Genomic DNA, 23,265 nt, shown 5'->3' with positions numbered 1-23,265 from the left:
AGCTAGAACTCTGTTGGGTTTTCGCCGTTGCCAGAGACCTCTCTTGGGTTTGCCCCCCAGTAAATCAGAATTTCAACCGGGGCTACCCTGCTCTAATTGTTTTTCGGTGAATTCCAACGTTAGGTCAATCAAGGAGACCAACATATATGCCCCCACATCCGACTGACGCTTGTTACTGTGACATCATCGAGGCGGGAGTGCGCAATATACGACGTCTTGCCGTTGCGTCGGACTTTTCTAAAATAGCCTGCGAGGCTGACCATCTCGCATTTGTATCAACACTGCTAGGTCGTTATCTATTGTATTGCGTCCATGGAACTGGCTTTGACGAGTCGCTGCACAGTCGGTATTGGAACGAAGTCCGACCTTTGTACATGCAGCGAGCAAGCTCTGACTCTATCGAGGAGATGGACACAGCATGGAATCTGTTGGCTTTCAGTTTTGGTATTGAATACAAGGCCCAATGAGGTGGTCTCAAAGGGAAGAGGGAAGGCCGGTGTGAGTATAGAAGTGAGACGAAAGCCAATGAAGTGTGGAGATTTGACAACACTTCATCACTGTTGTGCACATTTTTTACGAACCTGATGCAAAACTCCGATAATTAAGCGGTGAAGGCCCATGCGGCTTCGGCAACGCGATAGAGATCTGAATCTCACCTCACAAAGTTGCGCCCGAATTGGATTGTTAATGCTATGGCAAGTAAAAAACTATCGGTCCATCAGTTTCTTAAACCCAGCGTTTGGCGTGCTGATGACTTTTCCTTCCGGTGTCAGCTCATGCACGATCCAGGCGGCCGCTGGGTGATGTTGCATGAGGCGGGCTCCATTTTCGTGGCCGAGAATACATAAGGTGGTGTCCAGACCATCGGCATCGATGCCATGGGGGGCCATCACAGTCGCTTGAATCTGCCGCGTGAGACCCATTCCAGTGGCAGGGTCGAGAATATGGGAGTAGCGGATGCCGTCGATCTCCAGAAACTGGAATTCGTCCCCCGCTGTCGAGACACAACAGTTTGACAGATAAACCACGGGAGAATCTGGTTCTGCTGTGTTGGCTGTGCCCGGGTTCTTGAGGGGCGTTGAACTCTCGACAACTTCTGTCGAGGGCGAGCGAAACTTCGGGATTGGCATGAGAACTTTCCAGCCCGATGATTTTTGAGGACTCGATGACGCAGCGTCTGGTGATGGAGGAGCATCCCCGAGCGCCATATCTCCACTGACGGCGACGGCAGAGACTGGGAGCCCTTCGTGTTGCAGGATCTTCAGGGCTTCTTCGGCCACATATCCCTTGGCGATCCCGCCAAAGTCAATCTGCATCCCGGGCTTGAGCAGCCGCACCATCTTCCCGTCCGGCGAGAGGCAAATGTTCTGCCAGCCCATCGACTCGCGGGCTGAGGCAATCTGCGTGGGTGTCGGCAAACTTTGTTTGCGGCGCGCCCGTCGCCACTGTTTCACCAGTTGACCTATCGTGACATCGAAGGCTCCGTCTGATTCACGGGCCAAACGGACAGAAGCCTGCAGGCACGTTGAGAGATCTTTCGAGATGGGCACAAACTCGGCGTGAGGGGCACTGGCACAGAGACGCATGACTTCGCTCTGGGGATCGTAATCACTCAAAATGCTGTTGAGTTCATCAATCCGGGGCCAGACCTTGGCAAACGCCGCTTTCGCACGAGTTTCGTCGGGAGCGTAAGTCTGCAGCACAACATCAACCCCCATCCGAATCGCCTGGTCGGAAAACAACTTCAAAGGGGGCGAGGCCGGTTTTTCCTCGGCATCACTTGTGCGGTCATCCAGGCAGGTGCAGCAAATTGGCAGAAGCCATGCAAGAACTGCCAGAACCTGCCAGGTATTCCCCGGTTTCTGACGAGATCGCAGAGTAAAAACTGAAGTTAAGGCGACAATCACTGATGTTCTCCGATGCTTTGTCACGCTGTTGGGCATGACCAGCGGCCTTGAGAAGAAGTTATTTCGGATACAATTCTTGGGGTCGATTCTCAGGTTCTATTCCTATGGCAGAAAGGTTTTGACAGAAAATGCAAAGTAACGAGGCTTTGTGGCTGGTCACCGAAAAACTCAATCGTGACGACGATTTCCACCCGATTTAGACCGTTCCCAGGTCATATCAGATTTGCCGGAGGTCTCCAGAGAGGTTAGACTAGTAATCCTGCTGACAATCTCACCTTGATACCTGCCCCTGTTGTTCTGCCTCTTTCGGTTAATGGATGAAGCTGGATGCATCTCTGGATCCAGTCATACGTTGACGAAAGATTTTTCAATGAGTCAAGGTGTGTGCGAACGTAGATTCTCGAAGTTTACCAGCAGTTGGTAAACCCATTGATTTTCAGGAACAGCGAATGCGTTTGAGAACATTCATGATCGATCTCGTCAGGCTTCGTTCAGTGCTTCAACTGGCGGTCGCGATGGCCGTCGGTGCGTCGGCAGCCACAGCAGTTGCCGCTGACCCATTGCCACCGAGCATGAAGCCTTATACCGAAACGATTGGTAATACCGACATCACCTTCAAGATGATCCCCATTCCAGGTGGGGAATTCGTGATGGGGAGCCCTGATTCGGAAGAAGGCCGCAAGCCGGATGAAGGTCCGCAGCATACAGTGAAGATCGAACCCTTCTGGATGGGTGCAACGGAAGTCACCTGGGATGAATACGATATCTGGTCGTACAATCTGGATATTCAGCGCCGACAGTTTACCGGTGAGGCACCCACGGCCCGTGATAAAGTGGCCGACCTGATTGCCCGGCCGACAAAGCCTTACACCGATATGACCTTTGGTATGGGCCAGAAAGGCTACCCCGCCATCTGCATGACTCAGCATGCTGCCAAGAAGTATTGCGAATGGCTCTCGGCCAAGACCGGACATTACTACCGCTTGCCGACAGAAGCTGAGTGGGAATATGCCTGCCGCGCAGGAACAACCACTCCTTATTCCTTTGGCGACGATGCCTCGAAGTTAGGGGATTACGCCTGGTACTTCGAAAACTCCAGCGAAAAGTACCAGCAGGTAGGTCAGAAGAAACCCAATCCCTGGGGCCTGTTCGATATGCACGGCAACGTCTCGGAGTGGTGCATCGACAAGTATGATCCCGAATTCTACGCCACCTTCAAGAAAGGGGAGATCCCTGTCAATCCGGTGAACATCCCTACGACCGAATATCCCCGCGTGGCTCGTGGTGGTTCATGGGATGATGATCCCGAAGCGCTCCGCAGTGCCTCGCGCATTCCTTCTTCGGATGAATGGAAAATTCAGGATCCAAACCTGCCCAAGTCGGTCTGGTACATGACGGATGCGCTGCAGGTCGGCTTCCGCGTTGTGCGGCCGCTCACGCCTCCCACCGCTGAAGAACGTAAGGCGAGAACCTACGATGCCATTCTGCCATCGGATGCTCGCGAGAATCCCAATCGTAAGGTCGATTGATTGACAATGCGTCGATTGAAAAGTGGCCCGGCCAACTCGCGGCCGGGTGGTCGTGCCAAGGCACGATCACAAGAAGCTGCGCCATGCGCGTTCCATCTAACGTGTGACGTGGAGTAGAATCAAGTATCTGGGGTCGAATGAAGTCATCTGCCCTCGACCACGCGGGTAAAGACCACGCCCTTACGCAAGGCCTTCAGGGCGTGCCACCCGTTGGCATATTGAGATAGAGAGAAGACCCTCACCCTGCCCTCTCCCGGCAGACGCGGGCGAGGGTTCTTGACTCCTTCTCCCGTTCTGACGGGAGAAGGCCGGGATGAGGGAAACTCGGACTTATTGGGGGAGCAATCCACGATCGGCTTCATCGCGGGATGCTTTTCCGATCTAGCCACTGACAGTCAATCGGCGCTTCTGCGGACGCCTTAATGATTAATAGACATCTAACGGAAAAGACCCTCACCCTGCCCTCTCCCACGCAGACGCGGGCGAGGGTTCCAGAGGCACGCGGATGGCGCGGTTTCTTGTCATCGTTCAAAGTACGATGACCTGTGTAGGCAAGTAAGGCACGAGTTGGCCGGGCCACCCTCGGGGGAAAAATGTTGTCAACTTATGTGTTGTCGTCAGCACACTGCCGCAAGCATGGCACATTGATGTTTGAGATCGCTGGCATCAAAGCTGGTTCTTGCGGGAATGTCTGGCAATTCGACTGGTCTTGGACATGATCGAACGGATGAGGCTGAGATCGTGTTGACCGAATGATCGGCCCAGATACCGTTTGAGAAAACGCAGCCGCTTGAGCCCGGAGATCTGCGATGCACTGTAATTGAGTTGGGCAAGATCTTTCACAATCCAGCGACGGGCCAGTTTTCGGCAATGGCGGACTCGCCCCAGATCGATGATCCAGGGGGTGGCCGTTAAATCGGCTTCAGGAACCATTAAATGGCCCAGATAGTAATCCTGATGATGAAATCCGTGGCCATGCATCCGGGCTGTGAGACGGGCCACATTTTCAAGCAGAACCTGCTCCTGGGGTGCCGAAAGTTTCTGCTGTTTATAAAGTTCCGAGAGTTTGACGGCTCCTTCGAGACTGCGCGTGATGAGGCCGCTGTAACGACCATGCCGAAAAATAGCCACTGGCTGCATGGTTGGCAGTTGATGTTCCAGAAAGAGCCATAAGGCTTCCCACTCATGCCGGGCCCCTAGCTGTGGCCATTGGCCTCGCAGAAGGGGTTTGATCCATTCCTTGAGTGAACTGGGAGAATGCCGCTTGATATAAAACCTGCGGAGAGTTCCATCGGCTTGTTTGAGTTCGAATCGGCTGGTGACGCGTTCGGCCCGCAGATTCTTGGCCGTCTCACTGGAGAGATGCCACAACGATGCTGCCGAAAGCAGGCCATGCTCTCGAAAGAGTGGGGCATCTTCCGTGAAAATCTCGACTCGACCGGCATCGTGAACTTCAAGCGGCCGCTTTTTCACTGAGCACCTCTTGAAAGACTGCCAATGTCTGCTCGGCGTTCGCTTCGGGTGTGTAACGCAGGGCTGTCGAGCGGGCGGCGGCCGACATCAGACGTAACTGTGTCTCTCCGCGACCGAAATGAAAATCAATGCGATCTGCCAGACACTCAACATCGTCTGGTGAGGCAATGACATAGCCATTGATCGCTGGTTCAATCGCATCCGCCCCGCCGGCAGTGGCTGTGGTGATGACTGGAATGCCACAGGCCATCGCTTCGAGATTGACGTTAGGAAAGGGTTCATAAATTGTGGGAAGGACAAACAGGTCGCTGGCGGCATAGAGCCTGGCAATGGCCTGCTGTCGACCAGTGAAAACCAGTCGATCAGCCAGATTCATTGAAGCCGCCAGGGCCTTGAATCGGGCAATGTCGCCGTCACCAATGACCATCAGCCACATTCCGCTCGTTCGAGCAATGGCCATGGCCTGGAGTAATCGCGAAAGACCTTTGCGACGGAAATCCATCGAGGCGAACGTCAGGAGCGGTGCATCGGCAGGAATTTTCCACTCAGCCCGTACTGCCAGCCGTTCTTGCTGATAGTCGGGATGAAAATTTGTCGTATCGACCCCATTAGTAACCCGGCAAACACGTTTGGGATCGACTTCAAAGTATTCCTTCAGCAGCCGCTCATCGAGCTTCGACTGCACGATGATTCGTCGGGGGCCATCTGGCCCGAAGAGCTGCTTTTCAATCCTTAATATGGTGCGATGCCTGGGGTTCAATCTTTGGAGGAACTGCTGCATCTTCCCGCGATAAAAGACTTTAAGCCAGTGCGTCTGGAGCGGGTCGGTGAGCCGATAAGTATCGAGGCCATAGACACGCGAAAGTCCATGCACAATATCGAAGCCCTGATTAGCAAAGACCTTCCTTGCATTGCGGGCGAGGCTCAGGTTTTTGGTCCAGGAAGTCCACTTCGAGACGGGTACTTTAAGATGTTTGGCTTCAGCCTTGAGGGAGTCATCCATCGATTCTCCCACGATGGTGACCTCGTGGCCTTTGGCCCTGAGTTGCCGCATGAGGTTGATGCAGTACCTTTCGGCCCCTGCTTTTTTCAGCGAGCAAACGCGACGGACGAGTGCAATCCGCATTTTGCCTCTCCTTCTAAGCAGCATTCCGCTGAGATAATTGCCGCTGGATTTCTCGCCAGACGAAATCGACCTTGAGCAGACGCATACAATCATGATGCCCGAGTGGGCAAACCCGCTGCTGGCAGGGGCCGCAGGGCATGGTGAGTTGAATCGAAGTCGACAGGGGCGACCAGGTTTCACTCCAGGCCTGATGTGTGGGGCCAAAGAGGACCACATGGGGCACATGCAAGGCAGCGGCAAAATGCCGGGGGCCTGAATCGGTCGTGATCAGCATCTTTGAACCGGCAATGGCCGATTTCGTCAGCGACAGCGACAGTGACTCGCGCCCTAAAGACCGCACGCGAGGATCATTCACTCGCGACTCAATATCGAGGCTTTTCGCTTTTTCAGCCGGGCCACAAAGCACAACGACTGCGTTTTCTGTCGAGTTGATGATTTTTCGAGCCAGCTCGACAAAGGATTCCGTAGGCCAGTCTTTCGCAGCACCAAAGGCACCACCCGTGTTGAAGGCCACAATCCCCGGTGCAGCGGAAATCGCTGATTCCTTCGCGAGAAAACCTTTCCACGCGAACTGGCCTGGTTCCGTTAATGCCAGTTCCATCTGTGCCTGTCGAGGCGCTGGCACTACGGCCCCGGCCGCTGCGACAATCTGCAGATAATCCTCCATCGCCGGGTGAGGAATTTTCTTATTGTTGGAAGGGATGCGCTGCGTGAGCAATAGTCCCCTGCCATCCCGGTTCAAGCCAATTCGTTTTTTGGCTCCACTGGCCCAACCCAGCCACGCAGAATGCAAGGAGTTGGGAAACAAAATCGCTTCGTCGAAACGTTCTTTTCTTAACTGAGAAATCAGTGACCAACCCGAGAAAACTGGTGGCGAGCTTTCTGATAAAGGCTTCGATGTTTTGCTGCGCAGAATCAGGCGATCCACCAGACCCGTTCCGGCGAGAACCTCAGCCACGTAAGGTTGCAGAATGGCGACTGCTTCATCGCCAGGAAACGTCGATCTCAAGGCACGCAGGGCCGGTGTGGCCATCAATGCATCACCGACCCAATTGGGCATGAAAATGGCCCGTTTCATGCCGCTTTCCGATCCGCATGACCAGCCGATGCTGGTGCAGTGACTGCCTGAGTATGTGCGGCCAGCGAAAGCACAGTGGCGTCCTGCTCACGAAGTCGGCGAACGATCTGAGTGGTCGAAAGACCTTCAACCATCCCCATCGGCTTCACAGTTCCACCGTAAGCCAGCACAACCTCCCGGCCCACAATTTCTTCGGCTGAATAGGTACCGCCCTTCACCAGGACGTCGGGCTTTAAGGCATGCAGCAACGCGTGGGGTGTATCTTCATCGAAGACGACGACGTAATCGACGACTTCCAGTGCTGCCAACATGCGGGCGCGATACTCCTGATCGAAAATTGGTCGATCGGGAGCTTTTCCCAGTCGGCGGACACTGTCATCACTATTGATCGCCACAATCAGACATTGGCCTTCGCAGGCCGCTTCCGTCAGGTAACTGACATGGCCGGCGTGGAGCAGATCAAAACAGCCATTGGTGAAAACAACTTTCTGGCCCGTCTTCTGCCGGGCACTGACATGCCGTTGCAATGCCGGCACGTTCAGAATTTTTCCTTCGGCATGTCGATGGGTCCGCATGAGATCGGTGAGGATCTCCTCCCGCGAAATGGCGACCACACCAATTTGTTCGACTTCGAGCCCGCCCGCGACATTCGCCAGCCGCCCCAGATCGGCAGGTGCCAATCCGGCTCCCAAGCCCACGCCAATCATGGCCATGACCATGTCGCCAGCACCGGTAATGTCACAGACTTCGCGAGGCCGGGTTGGAAGATGCTCGGAAGTTCCATCATTGTGAACCAGCGCAATTCCGTCGCGATCCATTGTCACAAATGCATAATCGAGCGACATCAGTTCGCAGAGCTTTTTACCGGCAACGAAGGCATCTTCTACTGTGCGGACTTCAACTCCCGTGGCACGCGTGGTTTCCAGGCGATTGGGCGTCACGGATGTGGCACCGCGATAAGCGGCGCATTTGCCATGACTGGCGGGATCGACGACAACGGGAATTCCTGCCTTGCGAGCAGCCGCAATTAAAGGTTCGAGCAACTCCTGGGTACACAGGCCTTTGCCGTAATCCGAAACCAGAATGGCCTGAAAGTCTTTTAAATGCGGCAGAATCTGATTGAGCAATCGGGTGGCCAATTGAGAATCGATGGCATTACGGACTTCCCGATCGACACGCAGCATCTGATGAGGATGCCGGTACTGTGCACTCCCCATGTAGCGAGTTTTCAACGTGGTTGGTCGGGAGGGATCGATGCAGACAGAGCCGGAATCAATATCGAGTCGTTCCAGTTCGCGGCAGGCCTGCCGCCCTTCTTCATCGGCTCCAATAATACTCAGCAGCGTGACTTCGGCATCGAGCCCTTTGACCATCTGGGCCACATTCGCAGCACCACCCAGACGAAGTTCTTGCCTTTGTTCGTGCAGCAGAATGACCGGAGCTTCTTGGGAGATCCGCTCGGCATCACCCCAGACGTAACGATCCAGAATGAGATCGCCAACGACCAGTAACCGTGGGCAACCCAGACGCTCGACTGCGTCAATGAGGTGATACGACATCCTTGGCAATCCCTGCCTTAAGTAAATCGCTGCTGGCAATCTGTTGCCACAGCGAAAAGTGTCTTCCTGACATTTGCCAGCTTGTCTGAATGCCCGATTTGAACCGACGAAGGGCTCCCATCACAGGACTTCCCGACTCAAGTTGGGTCACGCAATCCGGGATAATCCCTGTAAAACCAGACTTCGTCAATCCCGATTCTCCCTGGATGAGGAACAATCGACTGGCAACGTAACATTCACGCCTATCTCAAGTTAAGCCCTGGATTCTCCAGCAGCTCGGCATGCAGAAGACTCAGGCGGCACAACAGCCAGTCCAATCGCATCGAGATCATCTGCCACCTCTGCCAATACTGTGATTGGTGATCTCCGATGTTCTTACCGATCAACGATTCGATCCAGAACATCCCCGCCATCAGCAAACCGACGCGCTCCAGGACGCGGGCAAGACGAATCTCGAGTTCAGAGAGTGGACGAACACCACGATAAACCTCAAAGCCAAGCTCTCGGATGGAAGGCTGAACGGCATGAAAACTTCCCAGAAACCTTGCGAGGTCTATGGCGACGGAATCTGTACGAGCTGCCGTCGCATCGAGTAACCCGGAAACCTGGTGATGCTCCATAAGAATATGCTGACACCAGAAATCACCCCAACACGGCGTGAGCGGAATTTTCTGGTAGGCCCAGGGTGCTAAATCTCGAATGATGGGTGGAATCAAATTATCGACAAGTTGAGCCAGCTTACGAAGCTTAACTAAACACCCAAAGTTATCGAGACTGGTGAGGTCAGTTCCCCCAAGGTCAGGTTCCACCGCATCGCGATGGGCAAGCTCAGCCCCTTGGCGGGTCAGCCTGGCCAGACATTTGAGAACTGTTGGAGAAACGCACTGGTGGCTCGGAGCAAACCATGCGTGGCACGCCGGAGGTGATGCAAAAGAACAGGCAGCCGTATGCCAGCGGGCCAGCATGGCCATGACTTTCGTCACGCTGGATTCATCAAGATGACTGGAGTCGAGTGGTTGTCCCTTCAGCCACGGTTCCAACTGGCAGAGGAATTCTTCCTCTCGTCCCACCGTATGCATGCCCGACGAGTTTATAACTGGGGAGTTCATGTTCGCTGAACTCGAGCCAGCCCATCGCGGCGACGGGGCCATTATCCGAAACCAGCTCATGGTTTCTTGACTGGCCTTTGGCTTTGAAACAGGCACGGGAGCAGCTACGGGTAAGCCGAGTTGCTGTGTATGCCGCAACAAGGCGTGGAGCCCCGTCAATCGCGCGGGCGGCATGGCATCGGTCGGCCAGAGCCTCAGTGCAAACTGACCGAGCTGTCGTGAATTCAACTGAAAAACCTGAGCACCACTGAAGGCGGCACTTTGAACTCGTTGAATTTCCAGCTCAGAAACTTGAGTTAACCAGTCAAAATTCTGGCGGCACATTTCGATCAAATACTGTTGCCAGGGAGCAGGAATGGGCTCCAGGCGCGTTGCCACATTTACTGCCGACTCCACCATCATCGCCAGCCTTACGGGATATGCTCGCCGGATGAAACTTCGCTGGGCAGGGATGGTATTGCTTGTTGATTGGCAACTCTCCATTCGAGGAGACCCATCCCACCGACAATCAGCGCCTCACCGACAAAATGCCCGGCTCCCAGAAAACTCGCGGTGCCCCACCAGACAAAGAACATCGCGAGACAGACGATGGCCCATAAAATGTTCGCTGCGGCGATCATCTGCAGCCCGGGGACATAATCCTTGCGACTCAGTAGCCAGAGGATGAACGAAAAGCTCGCATAGGCCAGATTCACCATCCCGAACGTCAGCATCAGTTCCGCAGGCAACTGATAAAGTTCGGCAAGCCAAAAGCGCAGGAGAATCATGAGCACTCCTGCACCAGCCCCAGCCGTCCAGTCGAGAAGAATCAGCAGCCTGGCAGAGGTCATACTTTCGGCCTTACCAGGCTACTTTGGCCTCGCTCTATCGCGACGTCGTCGATGCGGGCCAAGACTTAACCTCACTGGCACGGGCCAAACCCGTCATCAATCGACGCGTTATCGTTGGCTTACTGGAACGTAATGACGTTCTGGTGCACCAATGTAATTCGAGGAGGGCCGGATGATCTTGTTATCCGCAAGCTGTTCGAGCACATGGGCACACCACCCGACAATCCGGCTGGTGGCGAAAACACAGGTGAACAGATCGCCGGGAATTCCCATGTAATGCTGCAGACTGGCCGAGTAGAAATCGACGTTGCAGTATCGATTGATTGACTCCCGCACCAGTCGCTCCATCAGGATCGACATGTCGTACCACTTGGGATCGCCTGTTTCTTTCCCCAGTCGCTCGGAGAGTGCTTTCAGATGGCGAGCCCGTGGATCTTCCACCTTATAGACCGCGTGGCCAAAGCCCATGAACTTACCCTTGTTGGCCCGGGTGGTTTCCACATAGCTGGCCACGTTATCCACGCTGCCGATTTCCATGAGAACCTTCAGGACTTCGGTATTCGCACCACCGTGCAGTGGCCCCTTAAGAGCACCAATCGCACCTGTCACCGCCGAGTAAAGATCGGCCAGAGTGGCAGCGATCACGCGGGCGGCGAAAGTACTGGCATTCAGCCCATGCTCAGCATGCAGAATCAGAATCAGATCCATTGCACGGGTGGCGTCTTCGGAGGGAACGGTCCCATTGAGCATGTACATGAAATTGCCCGCATGGCTGAGATCCTTGCGGGGGGCAATCGGTTCGAGTCCTTCTCGTAAGCGGCGGAAGGCGGCAGTAATCGTTGCCATTTCGGCTGTGAGGCGAACAGATTTCTCCAGATTCGCAGCTCGCGAGTTGTCTTCGGCCAGCGGGTCGTAACAACCAGAGATCGATACCGCCGTCCGCAAAGCGGTCATCGGAGGAGTACTGGGTGGCAAAGATTTCAGGCAGTCAAGAACCGGCGCATCAATTTCACGATGGTGAATCAGAAGTTCAGTAAACTCCTTCAGTTGTGTTGCCGTGGGGAGTTCGCCGTGCAGGAGCAGGTAAGACGTTTCTTCGAAAGTGCTCGATTCAGCCAGTTCGTGAATGTTAAAGCCGCGATAAATCAGTTTGCCCAGATCGCCATCCACATCACAGACTTGAGAATCAGCAGCCACGATCCCCTTGAGACCTTTGGCAGCGATTTTTTCCTTGTCGAGCGTAGCGTCGGACATTGGGTGGGCTTTCTCGTGTTCAGGCAAAGGCTGGTGATGTTGGCGGATTGATCCGGTGGTAGCAGTGATTGACACAAAAGTCGTCACCACATGAGTATAGCAGTGGCGAATTTGTTGAATCAACGCTCGATAGAGCCGAATCAGCATTCGAGACAAATTGAAGTCCTGACAATCTCGTCAACCAGAAAATCTTTCAGCAGATGAAGGGAGTGAAGGTGCACAACTGGACAGAAAAAATCGAGCGTTTTGATCGCGAGATGAATCGAAGTCGGTTGTGCAAGAAAATTTTTGGAAAAAAATTATCGAATGCGGCAGATTTCGCAGAAGTTTTCTTCTCTCGACGTTAGCATTTCCCGAGCAATTGATCGCAGAGAGAGAATGGAAGCTGTCGACGCGACGGTCGTTGCCTTGGTTTGCAGGCTTTGTTTCGCCTGAGCCATGGAGGCCGATCCTGCTAAGCAGACTGGACTGACAAATAAAATCTGTAGGCATGATGCCGTAAGATTTGATTGATGATCAGCCAGATTCGTTCTTTCCCTGCGGTACGTTTGCGACGTGGATCGCCGGCCCGGGGGTTACGAGCAGTTTTTTTGCATGCTCGTCGGGCGGCTCCATGCCAAAGTGATACGGTCAAGGTACCGCTGTCGCTCTGGTTAATGCGATCGGAAGCTGTCTCGACAAGGAGGTTTGACACTTATGGATCAATCACAACTCGCACTTCGTGAACTGCTGAATCAGGGCGCCTCGCGCGGCTTTCTGACTTACGCAGAAATTGACAGGTACATCCCTGATGAAGGGGGAGATCCTGCGCTCGTTGATGAACTCATTATGGCTCTTGAGGCTGCCGGTCTCGACGCCGTTGAGCCTGAGGGTGGTATTGATCCACTGCAGTCGTTGCCTCCGCTGGAAATGCTTGAGCCGGAATCCAATTCCAGCTCGCGTGATCCGATTCGCATGTACTTGAGCCAGATGGGCCACATTCCCCTGCTGACACGCGAGCGTGAAATCTACCTGGCCAAACAGATCGAAATGACTCGCCGCTGGTTCCGCCGGCGAATGCTCGAATCCGATTTCGCGATTCGCATTGTGGTCGATACGGTGCACAAAGTCCGGCTTGGGGAACTCCCCTTTGAGCGCACGCTGCGGACATCAGATACCGAAAGCGTTCAGAAGGATCAGATTCTGGCTCGTATGCCTCACAATCTGCCGACCATTGAGCGCATGCTGGACGAGAACAAACAGGATTTTACACTCCTTCGAGGCGCCATCGGGACTCCCGAAGAAGCCGTCATTCGCGAACGCATGGCCATTCGTCGCAGCAAGCTGGCGACTCTCTGTGAAGAACTCAGCGTCCGCACCCAAAGGCTCCAGCCTGTCATGCGGCGTATGGAACAGATCTCGCTCCGGATGACAGAACTTCAGAAGCAGATTTCTGCCCGCCAGATCCGCAAGATGCCAATGACAGCCGCCGATGTGGCTGCCGCTGAAGCCGAACTGGAAGGTCTGATTCAGGATGTGCAGGAACTGCCAGCCGATTTCCAGAAGCGCATTCGCCGTGTCCTCGAAAAATTTGGCGGCTGGACACGTTCCAAGCAGCAACTCTCCGGTGGCAACCTGCGGCTGGTGGTCTCGATTGCTAAGAAGTATCGCAACCGGGGCCTGAGCTTTCTCGACCTGATTCAGGAAGGGAATGCCGGTCTGATGCGTGGTGTCGAGAAGTACGAATTCCGCCGTGGCTATAAGTTCTCGACTTACGCCACTTGGTGGATTCGTCAGGCGATCACCCGCGCCGTGGCCGATCATGCCCGAACGATTCGTATCCCGGTCCACATGTTCCAAAGCATCTCGACGCTGAAGAACAAGAGTGAACAGATCCGCCAGGAAACTGGTCGCGAGCCAACCATTGAAGAACTGGCACTGGCTGTCGATATGTCGGTCGAAGATACCGAACGGATCATGAAGACCTGGAAGCACCCGATGAGTCTCGATACACCGATTGGTGAAAGCGAAGACTCCAGCTTTGGTGATTTTCTGGAAGACAGTCACGAATCGACACCTGCCGATAACGCTCTGCGTGAAATGTTGCGTGATAAGATCGATATTGTGCTTCGCAGCCTGACGTATCGTGAACGGGAAATCATTCGTCTGCGTTACGGCCTGGGCGATGGCTACAGCTACACTCTCGAAGAAACTGGCCGAATTTTTAAGGTCACTCGCGAGCGTATCCGCCAGATTGAATCGAAGGCACTTAAGAAGTTGCAGCACCACACGCGTGCTCATCACCTGCAAGGCTTCGTGGAAGATCTTCTTCCGAACCCTGCTGCCCCAGGCACACTGCTCAACTCGGACACGATTCTGTCAGAAGAATCAAAGAGTTCACCATCGGCTCGTCGGAGGAAAGACTCCATGACACTCGCCGCCGCCAACTGATGACCTGATTCGAGTCGAGAAATCTCTCGATCTGCTCTTCTGAAGAGACCTCACTTTGTTTCGACAAGGTGAGGTTTCTTTTTTTATAGTCTGGGTGGCACGACCCTGAAGGCCTTGCGAAAGGGCGTGGTCTCTAAGCCTTTCAACATCAGATTGGCTTTAACACCGGCAAACTTCTGCCGAACAATCCATGAACGACCTCCGGGCATCGCACTTGACTGCGAATCACCAGAATTGCCTGAAAACCATCAACAACTTTGCCGGTTATGACGATGACTCTGAGAGCGTAGAATTTTCTATAGACTCAGAGGAGCCATCGTGCCCTTGCCGACCCGATGTCGAGTGCTGGTATTGGCAATTTCTGCCACTCTGGGAATCTCAGGGTTCGCACAGGAGAGCTCCTTGCCTCCCGGTCCATCTGCTGTGACCGAGGGTAAGGTTCGTCTCGATGAACAGGAAACAGATTCTGCACTTCCTGCCAATCCAGCACCAGGTTCCTACGACGAACTACTGAAGCGTCTGGAAAAAAATGAGCAGGAAATTGCCCGGCTGAACAACGAGTTAAGTACCAACGTTGATAATGACCGCTCGTTTCGCGATGTCTTTGAGGAACGCTGGAGCAAGGTTCAAGACCCTTCGATTACCACTGTCGATGAGCAGACCTATACTCCTGGCGGTTCAAAACCCAAACAATGGTATGACCGGCTGAGTCTTCGAGGGTACGCCCAGTTTCGATACAACTTCGTGGTCGATGAAGACGGGGCACCGGCTCAACTCATTGGAGATCGCTCCGTCAGTGATGATCAGTCATTTCTTATTCGACGGGCACGTCTGATCGTATCAGGCGATGTCTCCGAGAATTTATATGTCTATCTTCAATCCGACTTCGCCTCCACGGTGCCGGATAGTGACGATTCGACCTACTATGCACAGATCCGTGACTGGTATGGCGACCTGTACTTCGATGAGGACAAAGTTCACCGTGTTCGTATCGGACAGTCCAAGGTCCCTTACGGCTGGGAAGACCTCCAATCCAGTTCCAACCGGGCTCCCCTGGATCGCAGTGACAGCATTAACTCAGCGACCAGAAACGAACGCGATCTGGGTGTCGTCTACTACTGGACACCTGAAGGCGCTCAAGACCTTTTCAAAGAAGTTCTCGATCGAGGTCTCAAAGGTTCCGGGAACTACGGTGTCTTCGGCATAGGAGCTTTTAACGGTCAAGGGGGCTCGACTCTCGAAGAAAATGACAACCTCCACCTTTACACACGACTCGCTGTCCCTCATAAGCTCGAAAACGGCCAGATTCTCGAAATGGGCGTACAGGCCTACACCGGAAAGTATGTCGTGGGCTCCGCTCCCATTCGGCCACTGGGTGTGCCCCCCGCCATTATTCCCGCGGGCACAATTGGAGCCGGAGATGATGGTGGCATTGTCGATCAACGCCTGGCGGGGACGTTCGTCTGGTATCCTCAACCCTGGGGCTTGCAGGCCGAGTGGAATATTGGCAATGGCCCGGGCCTTAATGACGAGCAGACGGCTGTTGTTAAACGTTCGTTGACTGGTGGCTATGTCATGGCCCTATACCGTCTGGAAACCGAATCACACGGCATCATCTTCCCGTTTGGTCGCTACACTTATTATCAGGGTGGACTCAAGAATTTCGCCAACGCTCCCTATGGCACGATCAACGAATGGGAACTGGGTTTCGAGTGGCAGATCAATCCGCAAATGGAGTTTTCAACTCAGTACACGATCGCCGATCGTACAAACGTCTCGGCTCGCTCTTCGGGAACATCTTATGGACAGTTCCGCGGAGATATCATTCGCTGTCAGTTCCAGATTAACTATTAAACAGCCGGAACTCATTCATTGAGTTCATGTACCGAGGTCATCTACATAGGCGAAGCAGTTGCTGCCTGTTCGGGATGTAACTGCCGCACTCGATACTGAATATGCAGCTCGCGCAGTGCTTCTCGATCGAGTAATAGCTGCCGGCGATCCTCAACACTCAAACTCTCGGGCCCTTGAGTGAGTATGGCTTGAGTCCATTCGCGAACTTTGGCTTCTGGAGCCGGGAGCCCTGCGGCTGTCTGCTGCAGAATCGAAGCATGCAAAGCCTGAAAGCCAGGGTCGGAAAGCAACTCTCCGAGTAACTGACTGCGATCATGCGCATTCGCGTATTGCTCATGCTGTTCCAGTGCACGCTGCTGCAGCTTGAGAATCGGTGTGAGTTCCGATTCCTCAGGAATCAGGAGCAGTCGCCGATGAGCGAGCCATTGTCCAAGTTCGACACTGCCGAGAATTCTCGAGAAAGGAATCGTCAGCGACAAACCGAGCAAAATGGGTGACAACCACAAAAACAGGCCGGGGGCAAAGAACAGGATCAAGGCACTTCCCACCAGCCCGGTCAATGTATGCGGGCCAAACACCCGGCAGGCCGCCAGAAAGTCAATATCTCCATCTCCCCGGTTCTGGGCATTCCACTGCACTTTTTCGCCCAGTAAGGTCGAGATCACAAATCGCGTATGAAACAGCATCATGATGGGGGCCACCAGAACTGAGGCGGCCGTTTCGATCAGCACGCTGGGAATAATCTTCGACCAGCCGCCGAATTGTTCTCTTCGTGGACGATCAAATGCCAAAGCCACGAGACTCCAGACCTTCGGTGCCATCAATAGAAACATGGTGAAAGCAAAGACCACCAGCCCACTGATCCGTTCCTGAGTACTCCCCAGCCAGATCCCGTCGATTGCCATGGCCAATAGCCCCAGAAGCGTGAACAGCAGCCACAGAGGGGATGCCAGATAAGACATTACGCCCATGGCCAAATGCAGACGGCTGATCGGTCGTAAACCTTCGCTGATAATCAGCCGCATGTGCTGCAGATTTCCCTGGCACCAGCGCTGATCTCGCTTCGCATAATCAAGCAATGTCGTGGGGCATTCTTCATAGCTCCCCGCCAGATCGTGCGCAAGAGCCACTTTCCAGCCACCGCGTGCCATCAAAGCGGCTTCCACAAAGTCGTGACTCAGGATTTCGCCACCCAGTGGGGCCACGCCCGGGAGTGTGGGCAACCCGCAATGATCAATAAAGGGAGCCACGCGGATAATGGCATTATGCCCCCAGTAATTACTGTCAAAGCTCGCCCAGGAACTGAAACCTTCCATGTGGACCGGGCTGTAAAGTCTGGCTGAGAACTGTTGCAGTCGAGCAAAAAATGAAAGCCGGTTCACAGGGACAGGTGGCACCTGCAGAATTCCGAGGGCCGGATCATCCTGCATGCGACGGGCCATTTCGACCATTGTCTGGCCATCCATCACGCTGTCGGCATCGAGTACAATCATCAGGTCGTACTGTGTGCCCCAGCGTTCACAGAAATCAGCAATGTTCCCCGCCTTGCGAGCCGTATTTTTGGGCCGTCGGCGGTAAAAGACGTTGGTCGGGCCAGTCAGTCGCTGACAAAGGCGACCCCACATCCGCTCTTCTTCCAGCCAGATATCCGGATTTGTGGTATCGCTCAGGACGAAGAGGTCAAAGTCCGCCGCATGCGGTGTGGTCGCGAGCGACTCGATCATCGCCTGGACATTCGCGAAGACACTAGCGGGCGTTTCATTGTAAACGGGCATCAGGATCGCCGTCCTTGGTAAGGAACTGTGCGATGCCTGCGACGTTGATGTTGACTGGCGACGCTGGGTGATCGTCAACCACAAACCGAGCGTGCTGGTCCAGAACGAGAAGGAAATGATCAGCACCAGCAGGGCGAATAAGGGGACGAGCAGCCACGTTGCCGGATTTTTAGAAATATCTCCCAACGACCAGATAAACAGCCAGATGGCAAAAGCGGTTGTCGTCAGAGTGAGCACAGCGAGCGACAGTCGAAAGCGACGACTTCCCGGCTGAGAAACCTGCGAAACTTTCAAAGGAGTGGTGCTGCTGGCATTCACGAATTTGATCCTGAGAGCATGAACCAGTCGCTGTCAAATGCTGCACCCCCAACGGGGATCAAAACAACAGCCTGGTGGTGAAAAATGATTCCGCCTATTGAGCCACTGACAACCGACAATCGCAACCTGTCAGTCACGATCGAGGAACTTACTCATCTCTGGCCCATAGAGACTTTTTGCGGACACTGCCTCTCGAAGACTCCCTTTGGGAAACTGTGTTTGCACTGTTTACACAGGCAATCCCAACTTACACAGGCAATCCCAACAGAAGGATCATTGGGGCAGGCATCCGATTTTCGAAGGCCCGCGCCGTTCACCAGTTATCTTTGGCAATGACTCCTGGCTTAGCGGACAGGTTCGAGTCGCAGTTTGACGGTCGTGAGCACCTGGCACAGGTTTTTCCAGACGCCTCGCCAGTAGCCCTTGCGAAAGAGACGCAACAGCTTGGGACGGAGTTGTGCCCGCATGGCAATTTTCTGGCTTTCTGGAGCCACATCACTGGGCCGGATTCTCACCATCGAGATCTGGGCCAAGTGCGGAACAGCCCCCTGGAGCCGACGATCGAGATATCGCGAGCCATTGCTGCCCAAGGATTTGCTGCCCGCTTCGACCCCTTCAGCGAGTTCGGCAGGTGCCTCCTGCGATTCTGCTGTTCCTCCATTCGAACTGCCCGGAATCACAGTCATTTTTCCCGAGAAGTCCTGTGCACCGGGAAACAGTTCTACGGTCGATTCGAGCTCGCGCAAAGCCAGCCTCAAGGCCGCTTCACACAACTCGGCAGCACTGTAAGGATGATGTTCCCCATCCATCCCTGCCGGTTGAGTATCTTCCAGAAGCTGTTCAGCCTCTTCGACAAATCGCTTCGAGAGCGACGACAGCAGATCGGGATGCCGGATCCCTGCATCTCGCAGATAGTCGGCCACATGGCAGCGGGCGACAATCTGTGCGGAGCTTCCCAGATCAACGGGTGAGTCTTCAACTGCGAAAGCAACCATGATCATCGAGATGTCTCCTGTTGATTCTGTTGAACACGCCACGGTGGCAAGACCACCGGGGGAGCCTCCAACGGGCACAGATAACTCCATCGTTCTGTGAGAGGCTGACCTTCATCGCTCAGCCGTGCAATCAATTCCAAGGGGCCTTCACCTGTCGGTTCGGCAACAAGATGCAGCACCCACTGTTGATCGGAAACCTTTTCAATCCGTTGAGAAGTGATCGCACAGCGGATCGAAATCAGTTCCAGATTCACTTTCTCGGGATTCGCCTCTGCAAGGCGTGCGCCACTGAGATCAATCCGGAAGACAAACTTCTTGGGATTCTCTCGCACCAGATCGACAGCAATCACTTTCGCCTGTTGATGTTCGGGAGGATCACCGGCAAAAAAACTGACTCGATACTTGAGATCCAGTGGCTGTCCAACGACCGGCTTCTGATCAGGCACCCACCACGTTGCCACGTTATCGATCCCTTCATGTTCCGCTGGCAACTCGAGGAGTTCCAGAGCCCCCTTCTCCCACGGAACCTGAGGTTCGATCCAGACACTGGGTCGTTCGGAGTATCGCGCCTCATCATCTTTGTAATGTGCGGAATTGCGATCGCGTTGAATCACGCCAAAGCCTGCGAGTTTTTCAAACGGGTATCGCACGAGCGATGGGTAATTCTGCCTGTAAAAACTTCTCGAGGCCCACTGACCATCGCCACCCTTCATCAGTAGACCGTCGGCATCATGCACTTCAGGGCGGTGATCGCCTTTGGGGCCTGCCAATGCATCCCCCCACATCCACATGCTGGTTAAGGGAGCGATTCCCAGCTTCTCGGGAACTTTGCGGAAATGCAGACGAGCCGTCACATCAAAAGTGGTGGCCTGAACTCCAGGAGTCATCACGAACTGATAAGCTCCCGCCACACTCTCGCTATCGAGTAACGCCAGAAAGGTGAGCGACAAATCACCCGGCTTCGGTTGCTGCACATAAAACGCCCGAAAGACAGGAAACTCTTCCGCCTTGGGAAGCCCGCAGTTAATCGCCAAGCCTCGGGCCGAAGAGCCCCAGACTGTCTTCTCACTGTGAGCCCGGAAGTAACTGGCACCCACAAACGAGGCAACTTCCGAATACTGCGGATTACCAGGAAAGAAGCCAATAAAACGGACGCCTGCATAACCGAGATCGGCCGGCAAATCCCCCGCCTTCAAATCGCCTTCATACTTGAAATGAGCCTTATCGAATTCAACCAATCGCGGCCTGACAGAATTCTGGGTGGCGACTCCCAACCCCAGAGATTCCAACAAGTAGAGCTGTACCTGGTCTTTGTGCACGAAACCACGATGGAAGGTCTGCAGCCAATAAGGTCGCTTCTCATCCAGCCAGAAACTTCGCTCTGGCCGAAAGCGAATCATCCGATGCTGATCATAAGTCATCTCGGCCAGCGATTGCGGCAAAGGATCTGTCGGGAGAACGGGACCTTTCGCCAGTTCACTGGCCACCAGATCCAGATCTGCAAATGACTGCACATGGCTCATCCGACTCTCCAGCGTAGGAGGTGAATCGTTCGCCATGCTAACAAATGTCATGCTGCAGAAAAACAGCGTTTTGGAAAATACGGCAGCCATTCGTCCTGCTTTGGTAAACAGTGACTCAGGCAACAGAGAGTCCATCACGCGAGCGGCAAGCGTGGGATTCAACATAGACAGATCTGACTAGTGCCTCCAAATTGAGCGAGGAGCGGGTTGTAGGAAGAATGAGCAAGTCGTATGCCAGCAGCTAAAGACGGTACTTATTCCCTGATGAATCGATCGCGAGTTGAAGAATCTCTCGCGACAAGCCCGCTACGCCAACTTTTGATTGCTTCCTCGATAAGGTTACAGAAGGAATCGCAGCGGCCTTCCAGTTCGAAACATATGTCTTCAGTGTGATGCGTTCCCTCACGCTGGCAGCGCTCTGTTCATCTCTCCCCAAGCGCGAGGAGTTTGCCAAGTCCCTTTTCCACTGTGAATCAACGGCCATTGATGCCAGCCATTTTCTGCCAACATGGCCAATCATTACCCCGCAACTTCGATTCTTTCGGAATCTCGAATTGACCCTGAATCGTCAGCACCTGAGAATTTCCTGTGACGCATCAACGCACGGATCGAATTCATTCACGAATCAATACTCTTCACTGAGCGATCGATTCTATTTCCAGGGAGTCAGGAGATGGCCCGCAACACATCAAAGGCAGCCGATTCATCGCCCAGGCGAAATGGCGCTCCAGCACCCAGAACGACATCCAAAGCCTCGCCGACTGGCAATTCTCGAAAAGGGAGTTCCCCCAAAGCGGTCGAAGAGTTGGCAGCCCATGCTCACGGAACAAGCACCACTGCTTCTATAGAGACAAACCCCACCATTGGTGATTACCTGATCCGCCGTCTGCTCGATTACGGCATGAAGGATATCTTTGGCATCCCTGGCGACTTTGTCCTGCAGTTTTACGGCGATCTCGAAAATAGTCCCATTCGTGTCATTGGTTGTACGCGCGAAGACAATGCCGGGTATGCCGCCGACGGCTATGCCCGGATTCATGGCATTGGTGGCATTTGTGTGACCTATTGCGTGGGCGGATTGAGCGTTTGTAATTCTGTCGCTGGGGCCTTTGCAGAAAAGTCACCCGTCGTCGTCATCACCGGCTCGCCAGGAGTCGAAGAGCGACGCTCGAACCCGCTGTTACATCACCGCGTGCGGGAATTCAGCACCCAGCGCGAAGTCTTTGAAAAGATTACGATCGCTTCGACAGTCCTCGACGATGCCCTGACGGCGTGCCGGGAAATTGATCGCGTGCTGGAAGCGTGCGTCCGATTCAAACGGCCGGTTTACATCGAATTGCCGCGCGACATGATCAAGGTCCGCTGTCCTTATCAGCATGTGCCTCAGGCCGGAACCATCAAAAGCGATAAAGCCGCCCTCAAGGAGGCCTTGAGCGAAGCGGGAGCCATGCTCGCCAAAGCGGAGCGGCCCATCATTCTCGCGGGTGTCGAGATGCACCGCTTCGGACTGGCCGACGAACTGATCCACTTTGCGGAAAAGTTTGAGATTCCGATCTCTGCCACTTTGCTGGGGAAATCGGTCATCAGTGAAAAACATCCCCTCTTTATTGGCATCTACGAAGGGGCCATGTGCCGGGAATCGGTGCGAAAATATGTCGAGCAAAGCGACTGTATCGTCATGCTCGGAACGTTCATGACAGATATCGATATGGGAATTTTTACAGCCGAACTCGACACATCAAAAACGATTTATGCGACAAGTGAAACCCTCAAGATATCCCATCACCATTTCCATGACATTCTAGTGGCCGACTTTGTCAAAGGCCTTTCCAAACTCGATGTCAAAATCGCCAAAAGGCCTTTACCACCGAAGGCCAAGCCGACGCCCAAATTCGTGGCGGTCCCCGAAACCGCAGTGACAAGTGCCCGGCTCTTCGCGCGGATCAACGAGCTCCTCGATGAAAAAATGGTCGTCGTGGCGGATGTGGGCGATTGCCTGTTCGGTGCCGCTGACCTGACCATCTACCGCGATACCGAGTTCCTGAGCCCGGCTTATTACACTTCGATGGGCTTTGCCATCCCGGCCGCCTTAGGTGTCCAGGTCGCCCGCAAAGATCTCCGACCGATTGTTCTCGTAGGCGATGGCGCCTTTCAGATGACCTGCCTCGAACTCTCAACTGTCCTGCGGCACAATTTCAATCCCATCGTCATCGTGCTCAACAACAAAGGTTACACCACCGAGCGATTCATTCAGGATGGCCCCTTCAACGATATTCTCAATTGGGACTACCATCGATTGCCCGATCTCCTCGGTGGCGGCTGGGGATTCGAAGTCCGCACAGAAGGGGAACTGGATCAATCATTGCATGCCGCTCTCAGCAATAAAGAAACCTTCTGCCTGCTAAATGTGCATCTGGATTCACTCGATGTCAGCCCGGCTCTCAAACGACTGGGCGAGCGTCTTTCCAAACATGTTTAAGTTCCAGTACGTTAGTTCTGCAGGTC

Annotated in this window: 16 protein-coding genes; 4 read left to right on the top strand and 12 right to left on the bottom strand. The window is 54.1% G+C overall.

From position 1 onward, the window contains the following. Window positions 1-707: 707 nt before the first annotated feature. Window positions 708-1,718, bottom strand: a complete 1,011-nt coding sequence (locus A6X21_RS11230) for an FAD:protein FMN transferase (RefSeq protein ID WP_165603771.1) — start codon at window positions 1,716-1,718, stop codon at window positions 708-710. A gap of 638 nt (window positions 1,719-2,356) precedes the next feature. Here A6X21_RS11230 and A6X21_RS11225 point away from each other — a divergent pair. After that, window positions 2,357-3,436, top strand: a complete 1,080-nt coding sequence (locus A6X21_RS11225) for a formylglycine-generating enzyme family protein (RefSeq protein ID WP_068847894.1) — start codon at window positions 2,357-2,359, stop codon at window positions 3,434-3,436. 666 nt (window positions 3,437-4,102) lie between these two features. On the opposite strand, the gene A6X21_RS11220 is transcribed toward A6X21_RS11225, so the two are convergent. The 8 genes from A6X21_RS11220 to A6X21_RS11190 all read right to left on the bottom strand — a co-directional run bounded on the left by A6X21_RS11220 (window position 4,103) and on the right by A6X21_RS11190 (window position 11,865). Beyond that, window positions 4,103-4,909 (bottom strand): lipopolysaccharide kinase InaA family protein, encoded by an 807-nt coding sequence (locus A6X21_RS11220; RefSeq protein ID WP_068847892.1) that lies wholly within the window; start codon window positions 4,907-4,909, stop codon window positions 4,103-4,105. Next, on the bottom strand, window positions 4,890-6,035 hold the full coding sequence (locus A6X21_RS11215; protein WP_068847890.1) for a glycosyltransferase family 4 protein: 1,146 nt from the start codon (window positions 6,033-6,035) through the stop codon (window positions 4,890-4,892). The genes A6X21_RS11220 and A6X21_RS11215 overlap by 20 nt, the downstream gene beginning before the upstream one ends. A gap of 13 nt (window positions 6,036-6,048) precedes the next feature. After that, the gene (waaF, locus tag A6X21_RS11210; RefSeq protein WP_068847888.1) at window positions 6,049-7,113 is read right to left on the bottom strand and encodes a lipopolysaccharide heptosyltransferase II; all 1,065 of its coding nucleotides are present in this window, start codon (window positions 7,111-7,113) and stop codon (window positions 6,049-6,051) included. After that, window positions 7,110-8,672: a D-glycero-beta-D-manno-heptose 1-phosphate adenylyltransferase gene (rfaE2, locus tag A6X21_RS11205; protein ID WP_068847886.1), complete on the bottom strand. Its 1,563-nt coding sequence runs from the start codon at window positions 8,670-8,672 to the stop codon at window positions 7,110-7,112. The genes waaF and rfaE2 overlap by 4 nt, the downstream gene beginning before the upstream one ends. Next, window positions 8,653-8,862: a hypothetical protein gene (locus A6X21_RS24345; protein WP_131818298.1), complete on the bottom strand. Its 210-nt coding sequence runs from the start codon at window positions 8,860-8,862 to the stop codon at window positions 8,653-8,655. Before A6X21_RS24345 ends, rfaE2 begins: the two co-directional genes overlap by 20 nt. A gap of 52 nt (window positions 8,863-8,914) precedes the next feature. Beyond that, on the bottom strand, window positions 8,915-10,159 hold the full coding sequence (locus A6X21_RS11200) for a phosphotransferase (protein WP_165603770.1): 1,245 nt from the start codon (window positions 10,157-10,159) through the stop codon (window positions 8,915-8,917). Between the two features lie 32 nt (window positions 10,160-10,191). Beyond that, a complete protein-coding gene (locus A6X21_RS11195; RefSeq protein ID WP_068847882.1) occupies window positions 10,192-10,611 on the bottom strand; it encodes a hypothetical protein in 420 nt (139 codons plus the stop codon). A 108-nt stretch (window positions 10,612-10,719) separates the two neighbouring features. Next, window positions 10,720-11,865 carry a citrate synthase gene (locus tag A6X21_RS11190; protein WP_068847915.1) on the bottom strand — a complete coding sequence of 382 codons (1,146 nt, stop codon included), beginning with the start codon at window positions 11,863-11,865 and terminating at the stop codon, window positions 10,720-10,722. A gap of 696 nt (window positions 11,866-12,561) precedes the next feature. Between A6X21_RS11190 and A6X21_RS11185 the strand changes: the two genes are divergently transcribed. Both A6X21_RS11185 and A6X21_RS11180 read left to right on the top strand, forming a co-directional pair. Continuing rightward, window positions 12,562-14,295 carry a sigma-70 family RNA polymerase sigma factor gene (locus tag A6X21_RS11185; protein WP_068847880.1) on the top strand — a complete coding sequence of 578 codons (1,734 nt, stop codon included), beginning with the start codon at window positions 12,562-12,564 and terminating at the stop codon, window positions 14,293-14,295. 318 nt (window positions 14,296-14,613) lie between these two features. Further along, window positions 14,614-16,149 (top strand): porin, encoded by a 1,536-nt coding sequence (locus A6X21_RS11180; protein WP_068847878.1) that lies wholly within the window; start codon window positions 14,614-14,616, stop codon window positions 16,147-16,149. Between the two features lie 41 nt (window positions 16,150-16,190). Here the strand turns inward: A6X21_RS11180 and mdoH are convergent, their stop codons facing one another. From mdoH to A6X21_RS11165, 3 genes are all read right to left on the bottom strand, one after another. Next, a complete protein-coding gene (gene mdoH / locus A6X21_RS11175; protein WP_165603769.1) occupies window positions 16,191-18,242 on the bottom strand; it encodes a glucans biosynthesis glucosyltransferase MdoH in 2,052 nt (683 codons plus the stop codon). A 344-nt stretch (window positions 18,243-18,586) separates the two neighbouring features. Continuing rightward, on the bottom strand, window positions 18,587-19,243 hold the full coding sequence (locus A6X21_RS11170; RefSeq protein ID WP_068847876.1) for a hypothetical protein: 657 nt from the start codon (window positions 19,241-19,243) through the stop codon (window positions 18,587-18,589). Then, complete coding sequence (locus tag A6X21_RS11165; protein WP_165603768.1) at window positions 19,240-20,796, bottom strand: glucan biosynthesis protein G; 1,557 nt, start codon at window positions 20,794-20,796, stop codon at window positions 19,240-19,242. Before A6X21_RS11165 ends, A6X21_RS11170 begins: the two co-directional genes overlap by 4 nt. Window positions 20,797-21,433: 637 nt before the next feature. Here A6X21_RS11165 and A6X21_RS11160 point away from each other — a divergent pair. Further along, window positions 21,434-23,239 carry an alpha-keto acid decarboxylase family protein gene (locus A6X21_RS11160; protein WP_240490239.1) on the top strand — a complete coding sequence of 602 codons (1,806 nt, stop codon included), beginning with the start codon at window positions 21,434-21,436 and terminating at the stop codon, window positions 23,237-23,239. The last annotated feature ends 26 nt before the right edge of the window (window positions 23,240-23,265 follow it).

The organism is Planctopirus hydrillae (assembly GCF_001707835.1).
GTDB lineage: Bacteria > Planctomycetota > Planctomycetia > Planctomycetales > Planctomycetaceae > Planctopirus > Planctopirus hydrillae.
The sequence above is the reverse complement of the archived record's forward strand: the minus strand, read 5'-3'. Positions and strand labels throughout refer to the sequence as shown.

Excerpts from the sequence above, each read along its gene's own strand:
- A6X21_RS11230 (WP_165603771.1), bottom strand. The coding sequence starts at position 1,718 with ATGGGGGTTGATGTTGTGCTGCAGACTTACGCTCCCGACGAAACTCGT.
- A6X21_RS11225 (WP_068847894.1), top strand. The coding sequence starts at position 2,357 with ATGCGTTTGAGAACATTCATGATCGATCTCGTCAGGCTTCGTTCAGTG.
- A6X21_RS11215 (WP_068847890.1), bottom strand. The coding sequence starts at position 6,035 with ATGCGGATTGCACTCGTCCGTCGCGTTTGCTCGCTGAAAAAAGCAGGG.
- waaF (WP_068847888.1), bottom strand. The coding sequence starts at position 7,113 with ATGAAACGGGCCATTTTCATGCCCAATTGGGTCGGTGATGCATTGATG.
- rfaE2 (WP_068847886.1), bottom strand. The coding sequence starts at position 8,672 with ATGTCGTATCACCTCATTGACGCAGTCGAGCGTCTGGGTTGCCCACGG.
- A6X21_RS11195 (WP_068847882.1), bottom strand. The coding sequence starts at position 10,611 with ATGACCTCTGCCAGGCTGCTGATTCTTCTCGACTGGACGGCTGGGGCT.
- A6X21_RS11190 (WP_068847915.1), bottom strand. The coding sequence starts at position 11,865 with ATGTCCGACGCTACGCTCGACAAGGAAAAAATCGCTGCCAAAGGTCTC.
- A6X21_RS11185 (WP_068847880.1), top strand. The coding sequence starts at position 12,562 with ATGGATCAATCACAACTCGCACTTCGTGAACTGCTGAATCAGGGCGCC.
- A6X21_RS11170 (WP_068847876.1), bottom strand. The coding sequence starts at position 19,243 with ATGATCATGGTTGCTTTCGCAGTTGAAGACTCACCCGTTGATCTGGGA.
- A6X21_RS11165 (WP_165603768.1), bottom strand. The coding sequence starts at position 20,796 with ATGGCGAACGATTCACCTCCTACGCTGGAGAGTCGGATGAGCCATGTG.
- A6X21_RS11160 (WP_240490239.1), top strand. The coding sequence starts at position 21,434 with ATGGCCCGCAACACATCAAAGGCAGCCGATTCATCGCCCAGGCGAAAT.